This is a genomic window from Lentilactobacillus otakiensis DSM 19908 = JCM 15040 (genome assembly GCF_001434145.1).
Taxonomy (GTDB): domain Bacteria; phylum Bacillota; class Bacilli; order Lactobacillales; family Lactobacillaceae; genus Lentilactobacillus; species Lentilactobacillus otakiensis.
In genome coordinates this window covers 37,113-62,656 of record NZ_AZED01000011.1, presented here as the reverse complement: position 1 = coordinate 62,656, position 25,544 = coordinate 37,113, and the positions used below count along the sequence as shown (strand labels likewise).

24 protein-coding genes are annotated in these 25,544 nt (G+C 43.1%); 20 read left to right on the top strand and 4 right to left on the bottom strand.

Annotated features, from left to right (window positions below; all coding sequences use genetic code 11):
* Positions 1 to 182: 182 nt before the first annotated feature.
* The 9 genes from FD05_RS04090 (at position 183) to FD05_RS04050 (ending at position 9,650) form a co-directional block, all read left to right on the top strand.
* Positions 183 to 956 (top strand): NUDIX hydrolase, encoded by a 774-nt coding sequence (locus FD05_RS04090; RefSeq protein ID WP_020280894.1) that lies wholly within the window; start codon positions 183 to 185, stop codon positions 954 to 956.
* Between the two features lie 116 nt (positions 957 to 1,072).
* Entirely contained in the window at positions 1,073 to 2,500 is a 1,428-nt protein-coding gene (locus tag FD05_RS04085; RefSeq protein ID WP_039932675.1) for a nicotinate phosphoribosyltransferase, read from the top strand.
* Positions 2,501 to 2,654: 154 nt separating this feature from the next.
* Positions 2,655 to 4,424 (top strand): oleate hydratase, encoded by a 1,770-nt coding sequence (locus FD05_RS04080; protein WP_020280896.1) that lies wholly within the window; start codon positions 2,655 to 2,657, stop codon positions 4,422 to 4,424.
* A gap of 12 nt (positions 4,425 to 4,436) precedes the next feature.
* On the top strand, positions 4,437 to 4,667 hold the full coding sequence (locus FD05_RS04075; protein WP_020280897.1) for a hypothetical protein: 231 nt from the start codon (positions 4,437 to 4,439) through the stop codon (positions 4,665 to 4,667).
* 554 nt (positions 4,668 to 5,221) lie between these two features.
* Entirely contained in the window at positions 5,222 to 5,911 is a 690-nt protein-coding gene (croR, locus tag FD05_RS04070; protein WP_013727423.1) for a response regulator transcription factor CroR, read from the top strand.
* Between the two features lie 31 nt (positions 5,912 to 5,942).
* Positions 5,943 to 7,109, top strand: a complete 1,167-nt coding sequence (locus tag FD05_RS04065; RefSeq protein ID WP_020280898.1) for a sensor histidine kinase — start codon at positions 5,943 to 5,945, stop codon at positions 7,107 to 7,109.
* A 12-nt stretch (positions 7,110 to 7,121) separates the two neighbouring features.
* Positions 7,122 to 8,387: a D-alanyl-D-alanine carboxypeptidase family protein gene (locus FD05_RS04060; RefSeq protein ID WP_020280899.1), complete on the top strand. Its 1,266-nt coding sequence runs from the start codon at positions 7,122 to 7,124 to the stop codon at positions 8,385 to 8,387.
* A gap of 127 nt (positions 8,388 to 8,514) precedes the next feature.
* Positions 8,515 to 9,306 (top strand): AzlC family ABC transporter permease, encoded by a 792-nt coding sequence (locus FD05_RS04055; RefSeq protein WP_039932677.1) that lies wholly within the window; start codon positions 8,515 to 8,517, stop codon positions 9,304 to 9,306.
* Between the two features lie 11 nt (positions 9,307 to 9,317).
* A complete protein-coding gene (locus tag FD05_RS04050; RefSeq protein ID WP_039932679.1) occupies positions 9,318 to 9,650 on the top strand; it encodes an AzlD domain-containing protein in 333 nt (110 codons plus the stop codon).
* Positions 9,651 to 9,788: 138 nt separating this feature from the next.
* Here the strand turns inward: FD05_RS04050 and FD05_RS04045 are convergent, their stop codons facing one another.
* Complete coding sequence (locus FD05_RS04045) at positions 9,789 to 10,169, bottom strand: DUF1694 domain-containing protein (RefSeq protein ID WP_020280903.1); 381 nt, start codon at positions 10,167 to 10,169, stop codon at positions 9,789 to 9,791.
* Positions 10,170 to 10,363: 194 nt separating this feature from the next.
* Here FD05_RS04045 and FD05_RS04040 point away from each other — a divergent pair, with 194 nt between their 5' ends.
* The 4 genes from FD05_RS04040 to yjeM all read left to right on the top strand — a co-directional run bounded on the left by FD05_RS04040 (position 10,364) and on the right by yjeM (position 15,139).
* Entirely contained in the window at positions 10,364 to 11,266 is a 903-nt protein-coding gene (locus tag FD05_RS04040; RefSeq protein WP_020280904.1) for a hypothetical protein, read from the top strand.
* A 267-nt stretch (positions 11,267 to 11,533) separates the two neighbouring features.
* A complete protein-coding gene (locus FD05_RS04035) occupies positions 11,534 to 12,520 on the top strand; it encodes an AI-2E family transporter (RefSeq protein ID WP_191980521.1) in 987 nt (328 codons plus the stop codon).
* Between the two features lie 106 nt (positions 12,521 to 12,626).
* Positions 12,627 to 13,316 carry a 2,3-diphosphoglycerate-dependent phosphoglycerate mutase gene (locus FD05_RS04030; RefSeq protein ID WP_039932683.1) on the top strand — a complete coding sequence of 230 codons (690 nt, stop codon included), beginning with the start codon at positions 12,627 to 12,629 and terminating at the stop codon, positions 13,314 to 13,316.
* Positions 13,317 to 13,651: 335 nt separating this feature from the next.
* On the top strand, positions 13,652 to 15,139 hold the full coding sequence (gene yjeM, locus FD05_RS04025) for a glutamate/gamma-aminobutyrate family transporter YjeM (protein ID WP_020280907.1): 1,488 nt from the start codon (positions 13,652 to 13,654) through the stop codon (positions 15,137 to 15,139).
* 72 nt (positions 15,140 to 15,211) lie between these two features.
* Here the strand turns inward: yjeM and FD05_RS04020 are convergent, their stop codons facing one another.
* Positions 15,212 to 15,829: a sugar O-acetyltransferase gene (locus FD05_RS04020; protein WP_020280908.1), complete on the bottom strand. Its 618-nt coding sequence runs from the start codon at positions 15,827 to 15,829 to the stop codon at positions 15,212 to 15,214.
* 146 nt (positions 15,830 to 15,975) lie between these two features.
* Between FD05_RS04020 and FD05_RS04015 the strand changes: the two genes are divergently transcribed.
* Together FD05_RS04015 and FD05_RS04010 are read left to right on the top strand one after the other, a co-directional pair.
* Positions 15,976 to 16,650, top strand: coding sequence for an endonuclease III domain-containing protein (locus FD05_RS04015; RefSeq protein WP_020280909.1), 675 nt, complete (start codon positions 15,976 to 15,978; stop codon positions 16,648 to 16,650).
* Positions 16,651 to 16,667: 17 nt separating this feature from the next.
* The gene (locus FD05_RS04010) at positions 16,668 to 17,531 is read left to right on the top strand and encodes a GRP family sugar transporter (protein WP_020280910.1); all 864 of its coding nucleotides are present in this window, start codon (positions 16,668 to 16,670) and stop codon (positions 17,529 to 17,531) included.
* 197 nt (positions 17,532 to 17,728) lie between these two features.
* Here the strand turns inward: FD05_RS04010 and FD05_RS04005 are convergent, their stop codons facing one another.
* Complete coding sequence (locus FD05_RS04005; protein ID WP_020280912.1) at positions 17,729 to 17,932, bottom strand: cold-shock protein; 204 nt, start codon at positions 17,930 to 17,932, stop codon at positions 17,729 to 17,731.
* 234 nt (positions 17,933 to 18,166) lie between these two features.
* Between FD05_RS04005 and FD05_RS04000 the strand changes: the two genes are divergently transcribed.
* Positions 18,167 to 18,661, top strand: coding sequence for a DUF1440 domain-containing protein (locus FD05_RS04000; RefSeq protein WP_020280913.1), 495 nt, complete (start codon positions 18,167 to 18,169; stop codon positions 18,659 to 18,661).
* 63 nt (positions 18,662 to 18,724) lie between these two features.
* Here the strand turns inward: FD05_RS04000 and FD05_RS03995 are convergent, their stop codons facing one another.
* Positions 18,725 to 20,116 (bottom strand): uracil-xanthine permease family protein, encoded by a 1,392-nt coding sequence (locus FD05_RS03995; protein WP_020280914.1) that lies wholly within the window; start codon positions 20,114 to 20,116, stop codon positions 18,725 to 18,727.
* A 327-nt stretch (positions 20,117 to 20,443) separates the two neighbouring features.
* Between FD05_RS03995 and FD05_RS03990 the strand changes: the two genes are divergently transcribed.
* The 4 genes from FD05_RS03990 to FD05_RS03975 all read left to right on the top strand — a co-directional run bounded on the left by FD05_RS03990 (position 20,444) and on the right by FD05_RS03975 (position 25,439).
* Entirely contained in the window at positions 20,444 to 21,352 is a 909-nt protein-coding gene (locus FD05_RS03990; protein WP_020280915.1) for a magnesium transporter CorA family protein, read from the top strand.
* Positions 21,353 to 21,575: 223 nt separating this feature from the next.
* On the top strand, positions 21,576 to 22,439 hold the full coding sequence (locus FD05_RS03985; protein ID WP_020280916.1) for a tyrosine-protein phosphatase: 864 nt from the start codon (positions 21,576 to 21,578) through the stop codon (positions 22,437 to 22,439).
* A gap of 167 nt (positions 22,440 to 22,606) precedes the next feature.
* Complete coding sequence (locus tag FD05_RS03980) at positions 22,607 to 24,496, top strand: glycoside hydrolase family 2 TIM barrel-domain containing protein (RefSeq protein ID WP_020280917.1); 1,890 nt, start codon at positions 22,607 to 22,609, stop codon at positions 24,494 to 24,496.
* Positions 24,480 to 25,439 (top strand): beta-galactosidase small subunit, encoded by a 960-nt coding sequence (locus FD05_RS03975; RefSeq protein WP_039932686.1) that lies wholly within the window; start codon positions 24,480 to 24,482, stop codon positions 25,437 to 25,439. The genes FD05_RS03980 and FD05_RS03975 overlap by 17 nt, the downstream gene beginning before the upstream one ends.
* Positions 25,440 to 25,544 lie beyond the last annotated feature (105 nt).

Here is a 25,544-nt window from a genome sequence, read left to right as displayed (position 1 = left end):
CCAAGCCACTACAGCAGGCAGAGCCGACCGACTGAGGTACAGCGACAGTATCCAACTGAATTTGTTGACCCGGAATGCTAAAATTTCGTGAATATTTGTAACAATTATCATTTTTATTACTAATTAGGAGTATCATAATTCTATTAGTAACATTTATTATTTAGGCAGGGGAGGGCATACCGTTGGATTCAGAAAATATTCTCGAACGGCCATTTATCACGATCACTAATTTAATCTGGAGCTTCGACCACGCCACCAACCGGGTCAATATCCTGTTGGTTAAACGCGACAACGATCCCTACAATAATTATTGGGCGCTGCCAGAGACTTTCATGCGTGCCCAGGAAAGCGCCGAGGAAGCCGCACTCCGGCTAGTTAAGGAAAAGATCGGGATGGATCTGTCCGGCAGTCACACTGAACAGTTGGCCACTTTTACTAATCCTTTGCGAACCCCTGGCGACCGCGCACTATCACTAGGATACATGACTTTTTTACCGGATAAGCCACAACTTAAGGCAGGCTATGGGGCTTCCGATGCCCGTTGGTTCACGATGGGCTACACCGATAAAACATATACGTTTAGTGACTCTGATCATATTTTCCAATCGACTGATTGCCCAGTTCAACGGACGTACTATTCTGAATTTGGCGGCACCAATGCCGACCCGGACAAACATTTGGCTTTTGATCATGAATGGATTTTAAAAGTGGCTTGCGATCGAATTCGTAACAAACTTGATTATCAACCCAACATTCTCTTAATCCTTGGCGGAAAATTCACCCTCAAAGATGCCCGCAGAGTTTATTCGCCATTTCTGAAAGTTCGAGTGGAACAAATCGATAACTCCAACTTCAAGAAGAGCCACCAGGAACTCTTTACCGACATTGGTTCCAGTGAGGTAAATGGCCCGGGGCGGCCGGCTCGACTATACAAATTGGCACATTTGAGTGCGTAAATCCTTGAAATCTGACGCTGGTCGTTGTAACGTAGAATAAAAGTTGAAACAACTTTTATTTTAACTAATTAAAAGTTAAAGGTACTTTAAATCAACTAAGAAAGAGTCGAAATACTATGAATAATTTATCAATGCTGACTGATTTATATGAATTTTCAATGGCCAATGGCTACCGTCAAACCATCACGGATGAGCAAGGGGTCTTCGATGTCTTCTTCCGCAAAGTTCCTGATAATGGTAGTTTTGTGATTGCTGCCGGCTTGGAGCAGGCCGTCAAATCACTCCAAAATTTCCATTTCGATGATAGTGATATTGAATACTTACGATCACTGAATCTGTTCCAAGAGAACTTCTTGGAATATTTGAAGGATTTTAAATTCGATTGTAAAGTTGCCGCAATTCCTGAAGGGACCCCGGTCTTTCCCCGTGAACCATTATTAACAATTCAAGGACCCCTGTTGCAAACGCAACTATTTGAAACCATGGTCTTGAACATCTTGAACCACCAATCCCTCATTGCGACTAAAGCCCGCCGGATCACTTATTCTGCAGGTGGCCGGCCAGTGATGGAATTCGGTGCTCGGCGGGCGCAAGGACCTGACAGTGCGACGTATGGCGCCCGAGCCGCTGTCATTGGCGGTTGTTCCAGCACTTCCAATGTCTTGGCGGCCAAAGCATTTGGTATTCCGGCTGCTGGGACGATGGCTCATGCCTGGATTGAGTCTTTCCCGGATGAATTGACATCCTTTGAAAAATGGGCTGAAGTATGCCCCGACAACGCTGCCTTGCTGGTCGACACCTATGACGTTTTGAAGTCCGGGGTTCCAAATGCCATCAAGGTCTTCAAGGAACTCAAGGCCAACGGTCACAAACCAGTTGGCATTCGAATTGATTCTGGTGATATCAGTCAATTATCTAAGGCAGCTCGTAAGATGTTGGATGCTGCTGGTTTGCCGGAAGTTAAGATCACCGCATCGAATGCTTTGGATGAGCACGTTGTTGCCTCACTCCTAAATGAAGGCGCACCGCTGGATAACTTTGGGATTGGCGAAAAATTGATTACCAGTGCTTCATCACCTGTTTTAAGTGGCGTTTACAAACTGGCTGCCGTGATTGAAAACGGCAAGATGATCCCAAAGATTAAAGTCAGTGCCAGTCGTGAAAAGGTCACATTACCTGGGCTCAAACAAGTATATCGTTTGTATGAGCCCGGTACGGACAAGGCCTTTGCAGATGTGATTGCTTTGAATGATGAATCTTTGGACCAGCCAATCACGGTTGTTAAAGCCAATCCATTGGCAACCAAGCGGGAACAACGGATTGAGAAGTTTGATGCCAAACCGCTACAAAATGAAGTTCTAGCTGGATCCGACTTGAAGATGAGTTTCCCAAGCGTCTTTGATATCCAGAAGTACTCCAAACAAAAGCTCACCGAGATTCCAAGCGCCACTCAGCGGTTGGTTAATCCCGACGAATTTCCAGTATATGTCACCACTAAATTAGCAGCCCTCCAAGAGAGTCTTCTTGAAGCTGATGCTCAATAATAAGTTAACGAAAAGCCTTGGATGCTTGATGCGCCAAGGCTTTTTTGCGTCCGCAAAATTGCTGGGTAAATCTGACCCCACTCATTGAGGATGGGTTTATAATACCCCTGTAAACGGTTACATGGTGTATGTGCTTTTTGAAGGGGGCATATGTATGTATTATTCCAATGGTAATTATGAGGCGTTTGCGAAACCGAAGAAACCGATCGGAGTGGACCAGAAGTCTGCATATTTGATCGGCTCAGGTTTGGCATCACTGGCAGCTGCCGTTTTTCTAATTCGTGACGCGCAGATGCCGGGAGAAAATATTCATATTTTAGAAGAATTGGACTTACCTGGCGGCAGCATGGACGGCATCTATAATCCTGCCAAGGGGTATATCGTGCGGGGCGGCCGGGAAATGGAACAGCATTTTGAAACATTATGGGATCTGTTCCGTTCAATTCCGAGTTTGGAGAACCCTGATGTTTCAGTTTTGGATGAATTCTACTGGCTGAATAAGGATGATCCCAGCTTTTCTCATGCCCGGGCAATCGAGAAACGAGGCCAACGAATTCCAACCGATGGCAAATTTACCTTATCCAGAAAAGCAGTTGAAGAGATCGCCAAGTTGGTCATGACACCGGAAGATCAGTTAGATAATTTGAAGATCAATGATGTTTTCGGTGGTGACTTCTTCAAATCTAATTTCTGGCTGGATTGGTCAACGATGTTTGCCTTCGAGCCTTGGGCCAGTGCTGCAGAGATGCGCCGTTACCTGATGAGATTTGTGCATCACGTTGGCACATTGCCAAACATGTCATCATTGAAATTCACCAAGTATAACCAATATGAGTCGTTGATCAAACCAATGGTCAAATACTTGGAAGATCGCGGTGTGAGTTTCCAATTCAATACGACAGTTGATAATGTCGTTGTTGAAACGTCTGACGGTCAAAAAGTCGCCTCACAACTGGAAATTGTGGAGAATGGTGTTGAGAAGAACATTGACCTTTCTGAAAATGATCTGGTGTTCATCACCAATGGCTCAATCACCGAAAGCACCACGTATGGTGATAATGACCATCCGGCACCAAAGGAGCACGCAACTGGTGCTGCTTGGACACTTTGGGAGAATCTGGCCAAACAAGATCCGGCTTTCGGCCATCCAAAGAAGTTCTATCAAAACATTCCACCGGCTAACTGGGTCATTTCTGCGACCACGACATTTAGCGATGACCGGGTAGTTCCCTACATCCAAAAGATTACCAAAAAAGATCCACACAGCGGCCAGTTGGTCACCAGTGGGCCAGTGTCGATTCGAGATTCGAACTGGCTGATGGGATTGACGGTTAGCCGCCAGCCACATTTTGCTCAGCAGAAACCAAATGAATTAGTTGTTTGGACATACGGCTTGTTCTCTGACTTACCAGGTAATTACGTTCAAAAGAAGATCGCCGACTGCTCAGGAATTGAAATTTGCGAGGAGTTCCTGTATCACATTGGCGTACCTGAAGATCAGATCGAAGACATTGCCAAATCAGCCAACACGATTCCGGCCCACATGCCTTACATCACCTCGTACTTCATGCCACGTCAGGCAGGCGATCGGCCGTTAGTCGTTCCGGCAGGCTCCAAGAACTTGGCATTCATTGGCAACTTCGCCGAGACTAAGCGCGATACTGTTTTCACGACTGAATACTCGGTTAGAACTGCAATGGAAGCCGTTTATCAACTTTTGGATGTCGACCGTGGCGTTCCGGAAGTCTTTGATTCCTCATTTGATATTCGGGCCATTCTCAGTTCGGTTTACTATTTGAATGATGAAAAATCTCTGCTGGAATTGCCGCTGAGTGCGCCTGAGAAAATGGTTATCCAGCGGTTACTGAAGCATGTCAAAGGAACGTACTTGGAAGAAATTTTGAAGGATCAGAAATTGATTTAAGGGGATGCAAATATGGAAGCAAAATCAATTGTGATAGGGAGCTTGTTGTTCATCACTGGGGTAGCAGTTGGGATGCATGGTGCTCGAATGGCTCATGAAATGCACCACATGCATCACGGCCACGGTCATGGACCACACATGGGTCCAGGCCATTTCCACGACCATCCGTTTGAAGATATTGGCGATCTGCCTTATGTAAGGGAGACGCGAACGGATGGGGAAGGCTTGCATAACGAAATATAGTGAATAGCGTTTGGCTGGGCGACTATGGTTGCCTGGCCTTTTTTGTTTGGCAGCTATATGATATTGACCCTTTGTTTTTTCTTTTTACATAGCCAGAACGTGTTCCTCAAGGCTGCTTCCTACGCATAGCCTAGGATAACTTTCCGAGCCTGCAGCTCAAAAAGTTATCCTAGGTTATGCACCGGAAGCAAACCGCCTTTCGTCACACTCCAAACGTGTTTCGACGCAACTGACACTGCGATCTAAGATTCTCTGATTCAAATCCAAACCCGGGATTTAAACCAGAGAAGCCTTAGCTCTCCGACGGCCACGAAATGCCTAGCCTACCTGGCGTGTCAAACCGTTGCTCGGCACACTCTCTCCCAACTTTAAGTTCCTCTTAAGCTTTCCCTGCTATCCTTGTAAACGTTGTGCAAACGCCTTACAGTAGCATTTCAAGTATGGTTGTCGAATTTGTTAAAAAGTGTAGAATCAGAACTGGATGCTAAATGATAAAGCAACGCACATAATAATGATAAAATAATAGTAAATACGATAATGAGGTTGATTAAATTATGAAAATTTTAGTTGTCGATGACGACAAGGAAATTGCTCAACTGCTTGAAATCTATATTCGAAACGAAGGGTATGAGCCAGTTTCTGCCTATAGTGGTCAAGAAGCGCTGACTCGTCTGCGAACTGAATCAGATATTGGCTTGATGATCCTCGACATCATGATGCCAGGGATGAACGGAATTGAAGTTGTGAAGGAAGTTCGTAAAGACTCCCAGATTCCAATCATCATTTTGTCAGCGAAGACTGAAGACATGGACAAAATTCAAGGCCTCATCAGTGGGGCTGACGATTACGTTACCAAGCCATTTAATCCCCTTGAAGTGATGGCGCGGGTTAAATCTCTCCTTCGTCGGACTGAGGAGCATGTCACCAATGACACGCCAGATGTTTTGGACATCGGCCCGTTAACCATCAACAAGGATTCTCACGAAGTTAAAACGATCACTGGCACACCGATTCAATTGACCGCTTTAGAGTTTGGTATTTTATACCTGCTTGCCAGCCATCCCAACCGGGTCTTTTCAGCTGACGAAATCTTTGAACGAGTATGGCGTCAGGAAAGTATCGTTTCTGCCAAGACTGTCATGGTTCATGTGAGCCACCTGCGTGACAAGATTGAGGAAGCTACCAACGGCGAGAAAGTTATTCAAACCGTTTGGGGCGTGGGCTACAAGATTGAGTCCCATTAATTCGAATCAATTTTGAAATGGGGGATGTCGCATGAAACTGACGGGCCGCGAAAAAACCGAATTGTTCCTGGAAGGAATTGTGACGGTTATTTTACTGTTGCTTTTAAACCTTTCAATTATCATTTTAATTAACCAATCAATCTATACGAACCCCGGTTTGCGGGATGGTATTTTTATCATCAAGCGATCGATTGTTATCGGACCAGACCACATGCATTTGTGGAGCTGGGAAAATATCTTCATCGTCTTGATGGTTCTGTTTGATGCCGCAATTGTTTATTGGCGCTTAATCCGTCGTTATCATCAAATGCAGCTGCGACACATCATCAGCGAACTGCATTATATTGCCAACGGTCATTTGAATCACCGAATTCCGTTCAAATTAAGCGGAAATACCCAATCCGTTGTTGAGAGTATCAATGCTTTGGTTGATAGTGTGATTAAATCCATGGACGAAGAACGGGCAATCGAGAGTTCCAAAGATGAATTGATCACCAATGTCAGCCATGATTTGCGGACACCTTTGACCTCTATTCTGGGTTACCTTGGACTGATCCGTGATAAGCAGTATCATAGTCAGGAAGATTTGCTCAAGTATACCGAGATCGCCTATCTTAAGGCCAAACAAATGAAGTCCCTGGTTGATAATCTGTTTGAATATACGAAAGTCAAACAAACCGGAACACCGCTTTCAATCAGCCGAATTGATCTCAATCAAATGATGGAACAACTTGTGGCCAGTTTTGAATTGGAAGCTGATAAAAGCGATTTGGCGATTTCTGCTAAAGAAACCAACAAACCATTGTATATTGAAGCTGACGCAGAAAAACTCGGTCGGGTGTTTAACAATTTAATTTCCAATGCCATCAAGTACGGCAAGGGCGGTCACCACATTTATTTGAGTGCGACGGGTGGTCAACCTGGTGAAGTTGTGATTCATGTTGCCAACGACGGCCCAGAGATTCCAAAGAAGTCGCTTGACCAGATTTTTGAGCGATTCTACCGGGTGGAAAGCTCGCGGAACAAGGATACCGGCGGTTCAGGCTTGGGTCTGGCCATTGCACAAAGTATCATTGACCTCCATGGCGGCTACATTAACGTCAGCTCAGATGAAGGCTTGACGACTTTCGCCATTCATCTGCCAGTCAAACACGGCGACAAGTTAAGTAAGCCGGGTCAGAAAAAAGCTGCTGAATAAAAGGAGAATTTTATGAAGCATCGTTTACGATTTTTAACAGCCTTGATGGGCTTTTTTTGCGTTTTAGCGCTGTCAGTGAGCGTAGATGCTAAGAGCCAAGCTACAGAAACACCCAATATTTACGCTAAATCGGCGATTGCCGTGGACGCGCAAACCGGCCAGATTCTGTATCAAAAGAATGCCAACGAGCCGCGAGCAATTGCGTCTATTTCAAAGCTGATGACGGTTTACATCGTTCATCAGCGAATTAAACAGAACAAGCTTGCGTGGGGCGACAAAGTTAAAATCTCAGCCGAACTTGCCAAACTCAGTACCGCTTCAGGGCTGACAAACGTTCCGTTAACAGCCGGTCGGTCTTATTCTGTCCGCCAGTTGGTTAACGCCACTTTAGTGGAATCTGCCAATGCCGCTGCTCTGGCACTGGGGCAAAAAATTGCCGGGACTCCTGCAAAATTTGCCGCCTTGATGAACAAAACGGCTCGTAGCATTGGCATTCATGATGGTAAATTCTACAATGCATCTGGCCTAACCAATAAGCTGACCGGTAAGTTAGCACTTAAAAATGTGAGCGGTAATGCAGAAAATCTACTGTCTGCAAGCGATGTCGCGTTATTGGCAAAGAACATTTTGAAAAAATTTCCTCGCATCACAAATATCACTCGTCAAACCACGGCCAACTTTTACGGAACCCAGATGACTGGCCACAATCAGTTGATTGATGATCACAGCATTGCAAATGGCGTTCGGGTAGATGGTCTTAAGACCGGGACGTCTGATAAAGCTGGTGCAAGTTTTGTTGGCTCAGCAACTGAAAATGGTAAACATCGAATTATCACCGTGGTGTTAGGTGCCCGCAACAAGAGTGCCAGTGATCCGGCAAGGTTCATTCAGACTGCCAAGCTGATGAGATGGGTGTACACTACTCAACGACCGATTAAACTAGCTGCGGGTTCGACCATTTCCGGAGTGGGTAAGGCGCAAATTCCTGATGGAAAACAAACAACGACTTTGCCTGTTACCAAATCGAATCAATGGGTTTGGGCAAGTAAGGGGACTCGTGCAAGCCAGATTAGCGGGAAGTATGTGAATAAGCCGGCCAAATTGGCATCGCCAACGAAAAAAGGGACGCTGGTTGGTAATGCCCATTTGAGTATTGGCGGCAAACGATTGCAATACATTGGCCACTCAGCGGGTAAGTTTGTGATGGTTACTGACAAATCTGTGAAAAAAGCCAATCTCTTTGTTCGCTTATGGCGCGCGATATTGAGGCTGTTTTAAAATTCAATTACACAAAAGGTGTTTATTAATTGCGTCATATCCCATATAATTGTATGTGGATTGTGTTTACATTATTTTTACACACATATTACGAATGTGTGAGTTGGGTTTAAATGGAGGAATCCTTTTGGGAAAAGCTGAAGCAAAATCTAGGGAGAAGCTTCCGTATTGGCGAAGAATTCTTGATGCTTCTTTACCTGTAGATTTGAGTTACATTCCAATTGGGCTGGCATGCGGTATTTTACTGAACGCATCCGGCTTTAATGTTTGGACCACTTTGATGGTTTCAATCATGGTCTTTTCCGGTGGTGCCCAATTTTTAATCGCCTCACTTCTGGCAACCAATTCCCCAATGCTTTCGGTGATCTTAATGATGTTCTTTTTGGAACTTCGTTATGCGTTGCTGGGGTCCAGTCTTTCTAAGTATCTGCATGGGGAGTCACTTGGGTTTACCGCATTGTTTGCGGCGTCGATGAATGATGAAAACTACGCATTGAACTATTTGAAGTTTTCAACGGATAAGAAGTTTACGCCGCGTGAAGCATTGCACGTTGAACACATGACACTGCTCTTTTGGACTGTTAGCAACCTGATTGGAAGCCTGATTGGTAGTGCAATTAACATCGACTTAACGATTGTCCACTTTGCTTTAACTGCATTATTCCTTTACATGATTGTCATGCAGCTGAAGAACGGATTGATTATTGTAATTTGTATCTTGTCAGGATTCTTAGCTGCTTTCTTCATGGTCATCACCAAATCCACATTGGGCCTGGTTTTATCCACTTTGGCTGCATCATTTATTGGATTCGTGGTCGAAGCAACCATCAGAAAGTACCGTCCAAAGAGTGGTTGGCTGAGGTCGATGAAGAACCCCGCTGGGTCACCTGAGGACGCAGACGAAGACGTTGATGAGTAGGAGCTATCTTTATGGAATGGAACACGACACAACATGTTTGGTTAGTCTTAGGGTGTTTTTGCGTGGCATTTGCACCACGTTTAATTCCCCTAATGTTTTTTCGTACTCGAAAAATTCCAAATTGGTTTAACGAATGGATGAGATATGTACCTGTGTCTTTGTTTACCGCCTTGGTCGTCAAAGATATTTTTATTTCTCCGGAATACACGGTGACACTTGTGAACAGAGCACCTGAGATGATTGCTGCAGTGATCGTTATCGGGATTGCTTATTGGACACGGTCCATGGCAATCTCGGTTGTTTTGGGATTGCTGGCAGTATTTTTACTTGCGATGGTCATTTAATGGCAGATTGTACATACTGATTGGAAGTGTGACAAGGGGTAAATCATAGAAATAGCTTGTGAAATCTTATTGTGCTATATAAAAATACAAGTCAAAAAGAGGCCGGAGCAAAAGTGTTAACTTTTGTTCCGGCCTTTTTTATAGTAAAATTCGACGCTTAATTTTTTCGGTTGGGTTTGCGACTACCAATCCGAAGTCATTGGGGCTCAAGTGTTGGTCAACCCGCATCCCATTTTGCACCAAAATGGTGTATTTATAATTTTCTTTAATCGCAATATCCATGAACGGGTCGATTAATTCCTGATCCATTCGCCCATTAATATACAGTCGATATTCTGGATAATTTTTCAAAATCTTTGTGACCATCTCCGTCGTTCCAGTTTGTTGAAGCTGGCCAATGGTAAGTGCCAGTGCCACGCGTTCCCTAAAGTTACCCAGGAAGGCGCGTTTTTCGTCAGGTTTTACGGTGGGATTGCCAAACATGTGCTGTTTAATATATTCTTCTGAACTGTCTGCCATTTCCAAGCTCCTCTCAAGCGTTTAAATTTAATATAACAAAGATTTCATTCAAAGTCTGCATCAGTCATTTGTTATAATAGACTCTAAAGAACTTTTTGCCAAATCATGCGACTAACAATTCGCCTGCACGAAAATGTCAGTTCGACAAAAATGTTATAATAAATCTGAACAAATTTTATTAGGAGGGCTTCAATTTGAAAAAATGGATCTGGATTGTAATCGCCATTGTGATCGGTGCATCGGTTGGTGGTTACGCATACGCCCGTCATAGTCAAAATGAAAAAATTTACGCTGAGGCTATGCAGCGAGGCCGCCTTCAAATTTCAAATAAAAAATATACAGCAGCTGAAACATCATTTACCAATGCATTGAAGCGTAAGCCAAATGATGATAAGGCGAATAAGGTTCTGAATCAGACACAGTCGTTTATTTCAGCAAATGATTTATTTAATTCACTCAAATTTGGTGAGGCAAAGGGCGAGTATCAATCTGTTGCCAACACCAAGAAAGGTAATGAGCTTTTGGCTGATCGGGCCAAGGCGAGAATTACCAAAATTAACGCTATTCAAAAGAATCGGAAAAACTATAATAAGATTTACGACCAAGCGCTTGATCAAGCTGGTAATGGTCAGTATACCGAGTCAAACAGCACGTTGGACAAGATTTTCTCTGATAAATCAATCCATCAGAAATACTATGCTGACATCTTGAAGAAAGCCGAAACATTGCGTGATAAGAACAACAGTGCAATTACAGGCAGCTCTTCAGACAGTTCAAATAGTTTTGAATCCAGCACCTCTGACAGTAATACCAGCAACAATCCCAACGTGACAGGTGACAAAGGTGCCAGCTTGACTTCTGCTGAGAAGAAAGCTGCAGCTGCCTACAAAGGTTCTAATGAATACACGGTTACTAAAGGTGAGCGGGATCTCGATGGGAAGCCAATCACGGCTGCTCAGGTTGCCAGTGCCAGAAAACAGATTTCTGCCGCAGGTGTTGATTCCAATGCCATGAGTGATCAGGATGTTCGAAATATTATCAAGGGTGCCCACAAGAATGGTGAAACAATTGGCCAATATGTGAAAGCACGTTATTAGACAATAATTAAATGATTGGCAGAGGCTGAGGCAAAACACTTTTGTCTCAGCCTCTGTTGGTTCGATTATCATTTAGTGCAAACGTGCTCAAATCGGCTTTTTTCGCACTTTTCAGAATTTTGGTGATCCACAAGCAATAATGCTTGTGAGGAACCGCTTTCTAAGAGTAGAATTAATTTCAATTAATCAGACCAAGAGGGGGTCGAGTATTTGTCACTTTGGGCAAGGTTCGTAAACAACATTCCATTGAGAAGATTCACAGTATTGATGTTAATAATTTTTGTGTTATACGTGACACGAAGCATGATCAGCACCGTGCTGTTGACGTTTATTTTCTCATTGCTGGTCGTCAAGTTAACTAATTCGATTCGCCGGCATGTTAAAATACCAGCGGTTGTGATCGTCATCGTTGTTTACCTGCTAGTGATTTTAGCGTTGTACTTTGCGATCACTAAATATATTCCAAAAGTTGCAGATCAAACGATCAATGTAACCCAGGATATCATTAACTTTTACTCCAACCCGAAAAATTTGCCGGATGACAGCACACTCTCGTGGGTGAATGAATTAATCAAACAAAGTAACGTCATGTCCCAGATGAAAAACGGGGTCTCCCTGGTCTGGAAGTACGTGACGGGTGTTGGAACGATGGGAATAACCTTGTTCCTGTCAATTATGTTAAGTTTTTTCTTCACCATCGAACTCAAGGAAATGAATCGCTTCTCTGCGTCACTATTAGATAGTGATTTTGGCTGGTTCTTCCAAGACTTGGCATTCTTTGGTAAGAAATTTGTTTCAACTTTTGGTGTTGTCATTGAAGCCCAATTCTTCATCGCTTTGTGCAACACGGCTTTAACCACGATTGTCATCGCCATCATGGGATTACCACAACTGGCAGCGTTAGCACTGATGGTCTTCATCTTCAGCCTGATTCCAGTTGCTGGAGTGATCATTTCGTTTATTCCGTTATCCCTGGTCGGGTTCTCGGTTGGTGGTATCAATGATGTCTTTTACCTGTTGATTACGATTATCGTTATCCACATATTTGAAGCATACGTATTGAATCCCAACTTCATGGCATCCAAGACTAACCTGCCAATCTTTTATACCTTTGTGGTTTTGCTGGTTGGTGAGCATTTCTTTGGCATTTGGGGATTAGTCTGTGGGGTACCAATCTTTACGTTCTTCCTGGACATTCTGGGAGTTAAGAACCATGTCATCAAGCCTAAAAAGCTACTACGTAAGGGTTCATAAGTAATCGTGGATCACTTCACTTTATAAAAGTTTCACAATTAGGCTGAAAAATAATCCCATTTGGTGTAAAATCAATCTGATAGAGATAAAGAAAGAGGTAATTATATTGGCAAAACTTGTGTTAATTCGTCATGGTCAAAGTGAATGGAACTTATCTAACCAATTTACTGGTTGGGTCGATGTTGATTTGAGTGAAGAAGGAGTTAAGCAAGCCATCAACGCTGGTAAGTTAATCAAAAAGGCCGGCATTGAATTCGACTTCGCATTTACTTCAGTATTGACTCGTGCAATCAAGACTTTACATTATGCTTTGGAATACTCAGACCAACTTTGGGTTCCAGAAATCAAATCATGGCGTTTGAACGAACGTCATTACGGCGCTTTGCAAGGCCACAACAAGAAGAAGGCTGCTGAAAAGTATGGTGACGAACAGGTTCATATCTGGCGTCGTTCATACGATGTATTGCCTCCACTTTTGAAGGCTGATGACGAAGGTTCTGCTGTTCACGACCGTCGTTACGCCAACCTTGATCCACATATTATCCCTGGTGGTGAAAACCTTAAAGTTACTCTCGAACGTGTAATGCCTTTCTGGGAAGACCAAATTGCACCTAAGCTGCTTGATGGCAAGAACGTCATCATTGCTGCTCATGGTAACTCATTACGAGCACTTTCGAAGTACATCGAAAACATTTCTGACGAAGACATCATGAACCTTGAAATGGCTACCGGTGAACCAGTGGTTTATGACTTTGATGACAAATTAAACGTTGTCAGCAAGACTAAGTTGGACTAATTCTATTATCTGTTTTTGGGTCGACCATTATAGGTCGATCTTTTTTTGTTGAAAATTTTAAGCAGCTTCTAAGCACTGCCTTTGATTATCATTAAACTATTATTAGAAAAATGTCTTTGAATGCATTTTACTGGTAAATTCTAATTCCAGTGCTATTCTTTATTCACGATCACCTGAAAGACCGATTATAATGTAACTTGTGAATCTTTTAATAATCAACTGTTCGATATGTGAGATAACCGCAATTAATTTTAATAATTGAGTGCTACACTGACTTTTGTCCGAAAACGTTTACCTGTAGGCGTTTATCAATTATAAATTGGGGTATCAATATTATGTCAAAGAAAAAGATCACTTTAGTTAGTTTAATCTTAATGATTTTGACGACGATTTACGGTTTTGCAAACACCACCGTTGCTTATGAACAGATGGGGTATGCAAGTATTATTTGGTACGTGTTAGCTGCTATTTTATTCTTATTACCAACCGCAATGATGTTCGCTGAATATGGTTCAACTTTTAAAGATGCACATGGCGGAATTTATTCCTGGCTGGCTGGATCGATTGGCGAAGAATGGGCCTTTATTGGGACATTTATTTGGCTATCCTCTTGGATTATCTGGATGATGTCAACGGCCTCCAAGGTTTGGATTCCGTTTGCTACGACCATCTTTGGTCATGATACGACGCAGACTTGGAGTTTCCTCGGCCTGAGTTCGACCAAAACGATTGGGTTACTGGCTATTTTGTGGATCATTACCGTCACCTGGTTCGCTGTTCGGGGGATGGATTCAATTTCTAAAATTTCCTCTGTTGGTGGAATCTTTGTTTCATTGCTAACTGTCATCTTTGCGATTGCCAGTGTGATCGTGTTGATTATGAACAGCGGTCACTTGGCACAACCAGTGACTGGGATGAGCGACTTTATTCAGTCACCTAATCCCGATTTTCAATCACCAATCGCTTTGATTTCTTTCATGGTTTACGCAGTGTTTGCGTACGCCGGAACTGAAACCTTGGGTGGTGTCACTGATAACATGCACGACCCTGAGAAAACTTTTCCTCGTGGCCTGATTATTTCCACTTTGGTCATTACTGTGATGTACTCACTGTCGATCTTCTTGTGGGGGATCACCGCCAACTGGCACTCTGTTCTTGGCAATGGCCATGTTAACTTGGGAAATATTACCTATGTCTTGATGGCCAACCTGGGTGTTGAACTGGGGCAAAGCTTGCATTTGTCTGCCGCAGCCAGCACATTGTTGGGAACTAGCTTTGCGCGATTTGCCGGCCTAAGTATGTTCATGGCCTACATGGGGTCATTCTTCTTGTTGGTATATTCACCACTGAAGTCATTTATTATGGGATCCAATCCCAATTTCTGGCCAGCTCGAATGACTAAATTGAACAAGAAGGGGATGCCTGGTTTTGCAATGTGGACTCAAGCAATCATTGTTGCCGTTCTGATCTTCTTCGTAACCTTTGGTGGTTCAAGTGCCAAACAGTTCTACGTGATTTTGACGAACATGGGAAACATTTCCACATCATTCCCATACATCTTCTTAGTTGCCGCATTCCCATTCTTCAAACGGAAGAAGAATTTGGAACGTCCGTTTGAAATTTATACGAAACGTTGGATGACTGATACAATTTCAATCATTGTGTTGATTGTTCTGGTTCTCGGAATCGGGTTTACTGCCGTTTACCCAATTTTGGAACATGATTATGTCACTGCATTCTGGACAATCATCGGCCCAATCTTCTTTGGAGCGATTGCTTGGGCATTCTTGGCATATCAATCAAGAAAATTGAAGAAGTCCTAATTTAAGTGACAAATAAAGGGATCCAGACAAAATTATAACTTTGTCTGGACCCCTTTTTGAGTGGACGCTTATCTAGAATAATTCAGGCTTTAAATGAATATCGTCGTCATCCGTAATTTTGCGTAGTACGCGACATAGATTACCAACCGCCAACGAATTGGCTGGGATGTCTCTGGTGACAACACTACCGGCACCAATTACGCAGCCATCGCCAATGGTGACGCCACCCACAACGACGACGTTGCTGGCGAGCCAACAATTATTGCCGATGTGGATTGGTTTGGCGTACTCGTCGTCATATTCAGAGCCGTCCGCTCGTTGCTTGATATTCCGATCTTGATAGCGGAAGGGATGCATGGGTGTGGCTAAAGTGATATTTGGCCCAAACATGACATTGCTGCCAATGGTCACGGGGCAGTCGTCCAAGATTGAGAGGTTCGCGTTGCCATAGAAGTGGTCACCAATCGTCGTGTAAATGCCGTAGTCAAAGAAGATGGGTCCCTGAAGGTAAATGGACTCGTCTGCTTTTGGGAGCAGTTCAGCGATGATTTTGGCCCGTTCTTCAGTATCTTCATCAAAGGTGTCGTTATACAGTTTGGAAAGTCGGTGGGCATTGTGCTGCTGTTTTTGCAAAATCGGATCGGATGGATCATAAATCTTTCCAGCCAGCATTTTTTCTTGTTCAGTCATGGTTTCCTCCTGAAATTTGTTATATATTGAGTATAACGTAATCTTGTATGATAGCGCTACCACAAATGAACCGCAGCCGCAGTGGTCAATCTAAGTTGCTGTTCAAAATTTCATAATGAAATGACTGGGATTGAGGAGGAAAAACCGTGATTAATCCAATTCCGCTATATCAGAAAATGTATCAAGAAATGGGTCCACAACATTGGTGGCCGGCCGATTCCAAGATGGAAATCGTGATCGGCGCTATCTTAGTTCAAAATACGAATTGGAATAACGTTGATATGGCTTTGACCAACTTGCGGGATGAAACTGGTTTGAATGTTAAGCAGATTTTGAATCTGTCTGTTGAACAGTTACAATCTTTGATTCAGTCGAGTGGATTTTATGTCAATAAAAGTAAGAGCCTCAGAGCCGTTTTAAGCTGGTTTGACGAACATCACTGCAACTTCAGTCAGATGGTCGATACATATGGTGATCAGCTCCGAGAGACGATGCTGAAGCTTCCTGGGGTAGGTGAGGAGACGGCAGACTCATTATTAGTATATGTTTTCGATCAGCCGGCATTCATCGCTGATAAATATGCCAGGACGCTGTTTACTTATCTGGGCTTTCGAAATTTGAAGAACTATCACAAGCTGCAGCAACGAATCGTGCTTCCGAAGATGTTTACTTATCAGGATGCCCAGGAATTCCATGGGCTGATTGATGAATTTGGCAAAAAATATCTCAAGGATCGCCAGCAGTTCAACGACAGCTTCTTGGTTGATTTCGATAAAAGCAGTTTGAATACCCGTGCACGATCCATTTCTGACCAAAACTAATCTGGGGAGTTGTTACAATGAACGTTTTGTTAATGATCATGCCGGCAATCGGGTGGGGTCTGTTACCACCTGTCGTTGCCCGCATTGGCGGCAAACCTGCCAATCAAATTTTTGGGACCGCCATCGGGGCATTGGTTTCGGCCTTGGTACTATTTATTTTTTACCATCCACATATTTCGACTGTTACCTTTTTAATTGCTGCTTTGGCTGGTGCCTTCTGGGTGGTTGGCCAGATTGGCCAATTTATTGGGTTGAAAAATATTGGTGTTTCAGCAACGATGCCAGTTTCAACCGGTATGCAGTTAATCGGGACTTCCTTGGTAGGGGTGGTCGTTTTCGGTGAGTGGTCAGCTGTTAGTGAAAAAGTCCTCGGTGCGCTGGGAATTTTGGTGCTGATTGTTGGTATTTGGTTGACGTCAATTAGAGATCAGCGGTCTGGCAAAAAGGGGCATGATAAAAATCAGGTCAACACGATGATCATGCTGCTATTTACAACGTTGGGGTATATTGTCTATATGGCAATTCCTCGGGGATTGAGCAGCTCTGGCTTGGCAATCTTTTTACCGGAATGTGTCGGGATGGTTATGGCAGTCTTGATCTATGTCATCGTAACTCGACAGACCGCAATTTTTAAGGAAAGCGCCAGCTGGTTGTGCATTGCCGGTGGGTTAGTCTATGCTTTTGGGGCGATTACATATATTCTTTCGGTTAATGCCAACGGGGTCAATTCAGCGTTTGTGGCATCACAGTTGGCGGTTGTCATTTCGACACTGTTGGGGATGATTTGGATGCAAGAGACCAAGAGTCGGCGTGAGATGATGTATATGATTTTTGGTCTTGTATTGATTGTCTCTGGCGCTGTTATTACGACTGTTTTTTAGAATCTTTTGAGCTAATCCTTCATAGCAATTAGAAAAATTGAGCCTAACAAAAAAATCAGTGGTGAACAAAAGTGTTCATCGCTGATTTTGATTAATCTTTTGGGTGAGCGGCTGGCAAACTTAGTCAACCTGTTCCCCAAAATTTTTTCAACAAAAAAAGCCCCTCACAGGAGGCTTTTATTTTTTGTTTGATTTAATTATTCAACAACTGAAACGTTAGCAGCTTGTGGGCCACGATCGCTGTCTTCAACGTCAAGAGTGACCTTTTGGCCTTCTTCAAGGGTCTTGTAACCGTCAGCATTGATAGCTGAGAAGTGAACAAAAACGTCCTTGCCGTCTTCTAAAGTGATAAAACCGTAACCTTTGTCTCCATTAAACCATTTAACAGTACCTTGTTCCATAAGAATGAAACCTCCGTTGCGCATAGCGCGATAAATTTTGCATTTGAAACTTGAAAAGTAAGGAGTCATTCTTAGTAGAACGATGGACCTTGTTTCGAAGCTAAATACATTATCTGTACTATAACAGGTAAATTTGAAAAAAGCAAATAGAAGCATTTTTCGGGTAAGATTGCCTGAAGATTCGATTGTTGGCTTATAATGAGGGTAACGTTAATCTCGAAAGGAGATCGTCACATGAGTAAATCAGTCAATTGGAAAGCTGCCTTAATTGCTGGCGGCGTTGCCGGAGTCATTTCCGGCCTCGTCAAGTTAGGCTGGGAAAATGTTCTGCCGCCACGAACACCAGAACGGAATAAAACCAATCCGCCACAACGTTTGTTGGAACAAGCGGGCATACCTGAGAAGGTCACCCATGCAACTTATACGTATTCGGATCAACAATTACCATGGGTCAGTTACGTGATTCACTTTGGGTTCTCGACTTCATTTGCGATGTTCTACAGTCTTGCCGGCCATTATGTTCCTGTGATCAAGCTCGGGGATGGTACCTTATTTGGTCTCGGTGTTTGGGGAGCCTTCCATCTTGGCATTATGCCAGCAATGGGGACGGTGCCTGCTGCCAAAGATCAGCCAGCTGAGGAACATGTCTCCGAAGCTTTGGGCCACGTTGTTTGGATGTGGACCAACGATTTAATTGCCGACGAAGTTTATAACAAATTAACCAAATAAACGTATCAAAAAAATCTCAAGCCCGTTTTATCGAGGCTTGAGATTTTTTGCTTACATGAATGATTATTTAGATTCAGCTAATTGTTCCTTAGATACAGGTTCGACCTTTTCTTCTGTGTCTTCGGTTGACTCTGAAACTTTTCGATTGCCCATGACCAGATTAATAATGATCGCACTGAGAGCGGCAATCGTAATGGGTGAGCCAAGCAGGTATTGGATCATTTGAGGCGTTTCACTAACCACCTTGGCAGGCAGGAGAATAACGGCCATGGTCAAGACGATTGGGATTCCCAGAACGTAAATTGAACTTTCATCTGTGGCTAAATTGCGAATAACATTTAATCCGTTGAGCATGATGATCACACAAATGATTGAGAAAATTCCACCAATGACAGCTGCAGGTACAGCTGAGAGGAAGGCGGAAAGTTTGCCAAAGAACCCAAGAACGATAAGCCAAATTCCGGCAGATACAAACACCCGACGACTGGCGACACCGGTGATTGAGACAACCCCGGCATTGGTTGAATAACCAGTCATTGGCGTCGTTCCCAACAGGGCAGCGGTTAAACAACTGAGTCCTTCACCGATAATTCCACGGTTCCATTGTTTTTTGGTAATCTTTTCACCGACAACGGCACTCATGGCGAACCAGGTTCCAGTGGTTTCAGTGGTTAATACCATATAAATCACAACAAATGTCAAAATAGCGGGTAATGAAAAGTGAATTCCATAATGTAATGAAGTAAAGTGGGGCAGGCTAATCCAAGCGGCGTTGTTAACGACTGACCAATCAAAACGGCCCATCATGGAAGCTACCACAGTGCCAACAACTAAGGCAATGATGATTGAACTGACTTTGAATAAACGTTGAAGTTGAGGAATCCGAATCCCGATGGTAATGGCGATCAACATTGCTAAAGCAGTGATTGCAGCAATTTCGATATTTTGATTAATGTTGCCGGTTGCTTTAAAGATATTGTCATTAAGTGCTGAAGGTAATAATGACAGACCCACGCAGGTGATGATGGTTCCCCCAACAATTGCTGGCACCAGTGTGTTAATAATCTTTTGATAAATGCCTGAGATTCCCAGTAAAATTAAGAGGATGGCACCGACAACCAAGGATCCAAGAACAGTTGCCATACCGCCATTGGAAGCCCCATTTGCGAGATAAACACCGGCAACAGCGCCAATCGGAACAAATGACGGGCCTTGGGATACTGGCAGCTTCATAAAGTATTTAGTTTGAAGAATTGTTCCAATCCCACAAGCCAGAAATGCTGCCTGCAAGAAGCCGGTCTTTTGTGCCAGGCTCATTGACAATAAGCCGGCAATGATGATTGGTGGGACATAAACATCCATCGCCAACACATGCTGCAGACCTAATAATCCTGATTGAAAATAGGAAACCTTATCCTCTGGACCATAGAGCAAACCATTATCATTGCGTTTCATTAATTATTCTCCTCAATTTATAAAATTCGGCTAAACACGAACATTAGTTAAAAATAAAAATAAATAATTCGCATTGCTAATTGCTTTTCATTATAAACACTCGCTTTACAATAATCAATATGTAATTGGTAATTAATTTTATCTATTAATGTTCGTGTTTTGGTAATTAAATGAGATTGGAATTCCAAGGTGGTTAACGTGGGGAATGGAAACGCTACCGTCCATCTAGTAGATGAGAGGGAAGATGGTGACAATTTGAAAAATTGTCTGCGGTTTGATATTTTTTGGTCTAAAATAGAACTTAATAACTTACAGGGGGATTGTCAGATGATCAAACCCGAAAAGATGATTAACGGCACTAAGTGGATCGAAACGATTCAAATCAATGCAGAAGAACGTGCAACATTAGAAGACCAGTATGGAATTGATGAGGATATCATCGAGTACGTTACTGATAAAGATGAAAGCACCAACTATGTTTATGACTTAAATGAAGACGATCAGCTGTTCATTTTCTTAGCGCCATATGCATTGGATAAGCAGGCCTTACGGTACATTACTCAGCCTTTTGGGATGCTGCTTCATAAGGGCGTTTTGTTTACCTTCAACCAAAGCCATATCCCAGAGGTGAATACTGCATTGTACTCTGCAATGGATAATCCAGAGGTGCAGACAGTGGACGCGTTTATTCTGGAGACATTGTTTGCAGTGGTTGACAGTTTTATCCCAATTTCTCGTGGGATTACCAAGAAGCGCAATTATTTGGATAAGATGCTGAACAGGAAAACCAAGAACAGTGATTTGGTTTCACTGTCCCATTTACAACAGACACTGACTTTCTTGTCCAGTGCGGTTCAGACCAATCTCAGTGAGTTGAATCGGTTACCAAAGACCCATTTTGGTGCAAACGCTGACCAAGATAAAATGGACTTGTTCGAGGATGTTCAAATTGAAGGTGAGCAGGTTCAACGAATGTTTGAAATTGAAACTCAGGTGGTCGACCGTATCGATCATACCTTTAATAGCATTGCCAACAATAACCTGAACGACACAATGAAGTTCTTGACGATTTGGTCACTGACAATGGCGGTGCCAACAATTATCACAGGATTCTATGGTATGAACGTGAAGCTGCCTCTGGCAGGGTTGCAGTACGCCTGGATGGTGACGTTGGGCATTTCAATCGCGTTAATTGTGGCGATGCTGATTATGTTGAAGATGAGGAGAAAAATGTAAGTGTACTCCGGGCCCTGGGTCATCGGAGCATAGCTCAAAGGCCGAAGGGAGCAGTGAGTATAATAAATGCTTCCAGGCCTAGCGAGGTTATCCTCATTTTTTCTAAACAATCTCATCTTTTACCTTTCCTTTACACAATCGAAACCAAGCAAAAACATTACCCTTCTATACTAAAAGTGTTACATTGGAATATGCGAGATTGAGAAAGTTGGGAGGGTTTTACATGAAAGAACGTCATGAATCATTTGTCGCTTCTGCACTATCAGGAGGGGCAATCCCCGGTACCGGGGAGGCCACAAAAACTTTTTCCGTCAGTCAACCTGCTTTAAGAACATTGAAAAATGTGAAAGAACATGAAATCCATCTGCAAGGAGCTTTCAACGTCCGAGATATGGGCGGTTATCCGACCAAAGACGGTTTGGTCGTCAAAAGCCACTTGCTCTTGAGATCTGCTCGACTGAATCATTTAACTCAATCAGATATTAATAAACTTGTTAATACTTATAATTTAGCAATAGATTTTGATTTGCGCCGACCTGAAGAGGTCAATGAACGACCTGACATTGCAATGCCGGGTGTGAAATATATTAATGATTCTGTCGATACTCGGGAGACTTATTACTACAAGATTAATCCTGAAAATAACCGCAAGCACTATCGGACATATGCAACCTCGAAACAAGCTCGCAAAGTTTATCACGACTTGTTTATGGCCTTGCTGAAGAAGCCAGTGGGGAAGTCAATCCTTTGGCACTGTACTTCCGGCAAAGATCGGACTGGAGTTGCCGCAGCGTTGATCCTTTATACGCTGGGTGTCGATTCAAAAACGATTTTTAAGGACTACATTGCGTCTAATGATTTTTTGAAACCGAAAATTGAGCAACGCATTGCTGGCTTGAAAGCCCAAGGTGCTACTCGGGCTGAAATTAAATTTGCTAAGATTGATGGTAGTGTGGACCTTTCATATCTGAAATCAGCCATTAATGAAATGCAAAAAGATTTTGGATCGGTTGGTGAATTTATCATCAATGGGCTTCACATTACTAAAGAACAGCAGGAACGACTAAGGGAAATGTATTTAGTTTAATATGGCATTTGGTAAAAGTAGACTTTATTTTTGAAGCCTACTTTTTTATTTAGTAAATCCAGTTAAATATTTAATCGATGTTTAATTAAATGTTTATTGACAGATTTAGGTTAAGCGCTTACATTATAATTAGTGCACAGATGAAGGAATAGGAGCGTGAGATATTTATGGAACCAGACATTAAATGGTTGGATGACCCGGAAACTTTCCGGGTAGGAATGCTGCCAGCCCACAGTGATCATCGATTTTATCGGTCCCCCGATGAAATCAGAAACGATGATAGCAGCTTTGTTCAGAGCCTGAATGGGCAATGGCAATTTGCTTTTGCGAAGGATCCAATGCATCGAATTCAACATTTTTACGATGCTGACTTTGACGCAAGTTCGTTTGATGAAATTAAAGTTCCAGAACACATCGAGTTTGCTGGATACGACAAATTTCATTACATTAACACCATGTATCCATGGGAAGGAAAAATCTATCGCCGGCCAGCTTATGCACTCGACCAAAACGATAAGGGCGAAGGGATGTTCAGTGAAGCCCCTGATAACCCCGTTGGTCAGTACATCAAAAAGTTTGAATTGAACCCAGCCTTTAAAGATAAAAAAGTGCGGGTTTGTTTTGACGGCGTTGAAAAGGCAATGTACGTTTGGCTGAACGGTCACTTCCTTGGATATGCCGAGGACAGTTTTACACCTTCAGAATTTGACTTGACGCCATATCTTCAAGAGGGTGAAAATACCTTGGCTGTCGAAGTGTTTAAATTGAGTACTGCTGCTTTTCTTGAGGATCAGGATATGTTCCGTTTCTTTGGCATTTTCAGAGACGTTTCATTGATTGCCCAGCCTGAAGCCCACATTGAAGATCTTTCGATCAAACCGACCTTATCGGATGATTTAAAAGATGGCACATTAAACGTTGAAACCAAAATGACGGTTAACAAATCCGGGGCGGTCGCCAAAGTAACCGTGAGCGATGCGGATGGCAACCAACTCTATAATGATACCCAACCGGTTACAGATTCAATTACCGTGAAAGACGCGCCCTTTAAAGGCGTTCACCTCTACAGTAACCACGATCCATACTTGTATCAACTGACGATTGAAATCGATGACAAAGATGGCAATGTTTTAGAGATTGTGCCTTATAAATTTGGCTTCAGAAAAATTGAAATTAATCAGGATAAAGTGTTGACGTATAACGGTAAACGCCTGGTTATTAATGGTGTCAACCGACATGAGTGGGATTGTGATTCCGGCCGAGTCGTTTCGGTGGATGATATGGAGGCTGATATTCGGACGTTTAAAGCCAACAATATTAATGCCGTTAGAACCTGTCACTACCCCGACCACAAGTTGTGGTATCACCTTTGTGACATCAACGGAATTTATGTGATGGCGGAAAATAATTTGGAATCCCACGGCACCTGGCAGAAGCTTGGCGCTGTGGAGCCTTCCTACAACGTTCCAGGATCGGTTCCGCAATGGAAAGCAGCTGTTGTCGATCGGGCTCGCAATAACTATGAAATGTTGAAGAACCATGCCAGCATTATTTTCTGGTCACTTGGGAATGAATCTTATGCCGGTGATGATATTCAAGCGATGCAGGAATTTTATAAGCGTGTTGACCCAACCCGGTTGGTCCATTACGAAGGGGTTGTCCAGAATCGTAAGTATGAAGATGTAATTTCGGATTTTGAAAGCCGGATGTACGCTTCCCCTGATGAAATTAAAGACTATCTTGATAACCATCCGAAGAAGCCATTCATACTCTGCGAATATATGCATGACATGGGAAATTCACTTGGCGGCATGAAATCGTATATTGATTTAATCGACAAGTATCCAATGTATTCGGGCGGCTTTATCTGGGATTTCATCGATCAAGCAATTCGAGTCAATGATGAAGTGACCGGCCAAAAAGTTTTGAGATATGGTGGCGATTTTGACGACCGGATGTCTGATTACGAATTTTCCGGTGACGGGTTGATGTTTGCGGATCGTACAGAAAAGCCAGCAATGCAGGAGGTGAAATATTACTATGGTCAACACAAATAATCAGTTACACGTGATTTATAGCGATGGTGGATTAGGTGTCGGCGGCGACAACTTCCATTATATTTTCAATTACACTCGAAGCGGAATTGAGTCGATGGTCATCAACGGCAAGGAATGGCTGTATCGGGAGCCAAAGCCGATTTTCTGGCGGGCAACTACTGATAATGACCGTGGTAACGGTTTTTCACAGAAATCAGTTCAGTGGTACGGTGCTGATATGTTTGCCAGTGCAGATAAAGTGGATATTAAGATTAATGATCAATTAATTGAATTTCCGAGTGCCCCATTGAATAACAAATATTCCAATCATGAGTACGCGGATAAGGTTGAGGTAATCTATCATTTCACGACTTTAACCACCCCAACGACTGATGTTGAAATCAGTTATACGGTTATGCCAGATGGTGATATTGCGGTTCATGTCCACTATACTGGCAATGATCAATTACCTGATTTACCGGCATTTGGCGTTCGCTTTGTGATGCCGACTTTGGCAGCTGGTTTTCAATACGATGGCTTGTCTGGAGAAACTTATCCAGACCGCATGGCTGGCGGGATTCCCGGCGAATATCAGGTCGATGGCCTGCCAGTGACTAACTATATGGTGCCACAAGATTGCGGCGTTCACATGGCTACCAAATCATTGACGGTCACTCGCAACACCACCAAGGATAATTCAGATAAATCAAGTACGCCATTCAAGATTAAATTTGTCAATGACGGCCAGCCGTTTGCTTTCAGCTGCTTGCCATACACCTCTGAAGAGCTGGAAAATGCGACTCACCAAGAGGAATTACCATTACCTCGACGGACGGTTGTCTCAATATTAGGCGCCGTTCGTGGTGTTGGTGGGATCGATAGCTGGGGCAGGGATGTTGAGGAACAATATCACATTCCGGCTGGCAAGGATATTGATTTTGGGTTCAGGATTACGAAATCATAAAGCAACAAAAAACAGCCATAGTTGGCTGTTTTTTGTTGGAGTCGATTTGATTGACCACAACCTTCTCTGGGTAGATACTTTTGGTGACCAGATAAGTTATTACTT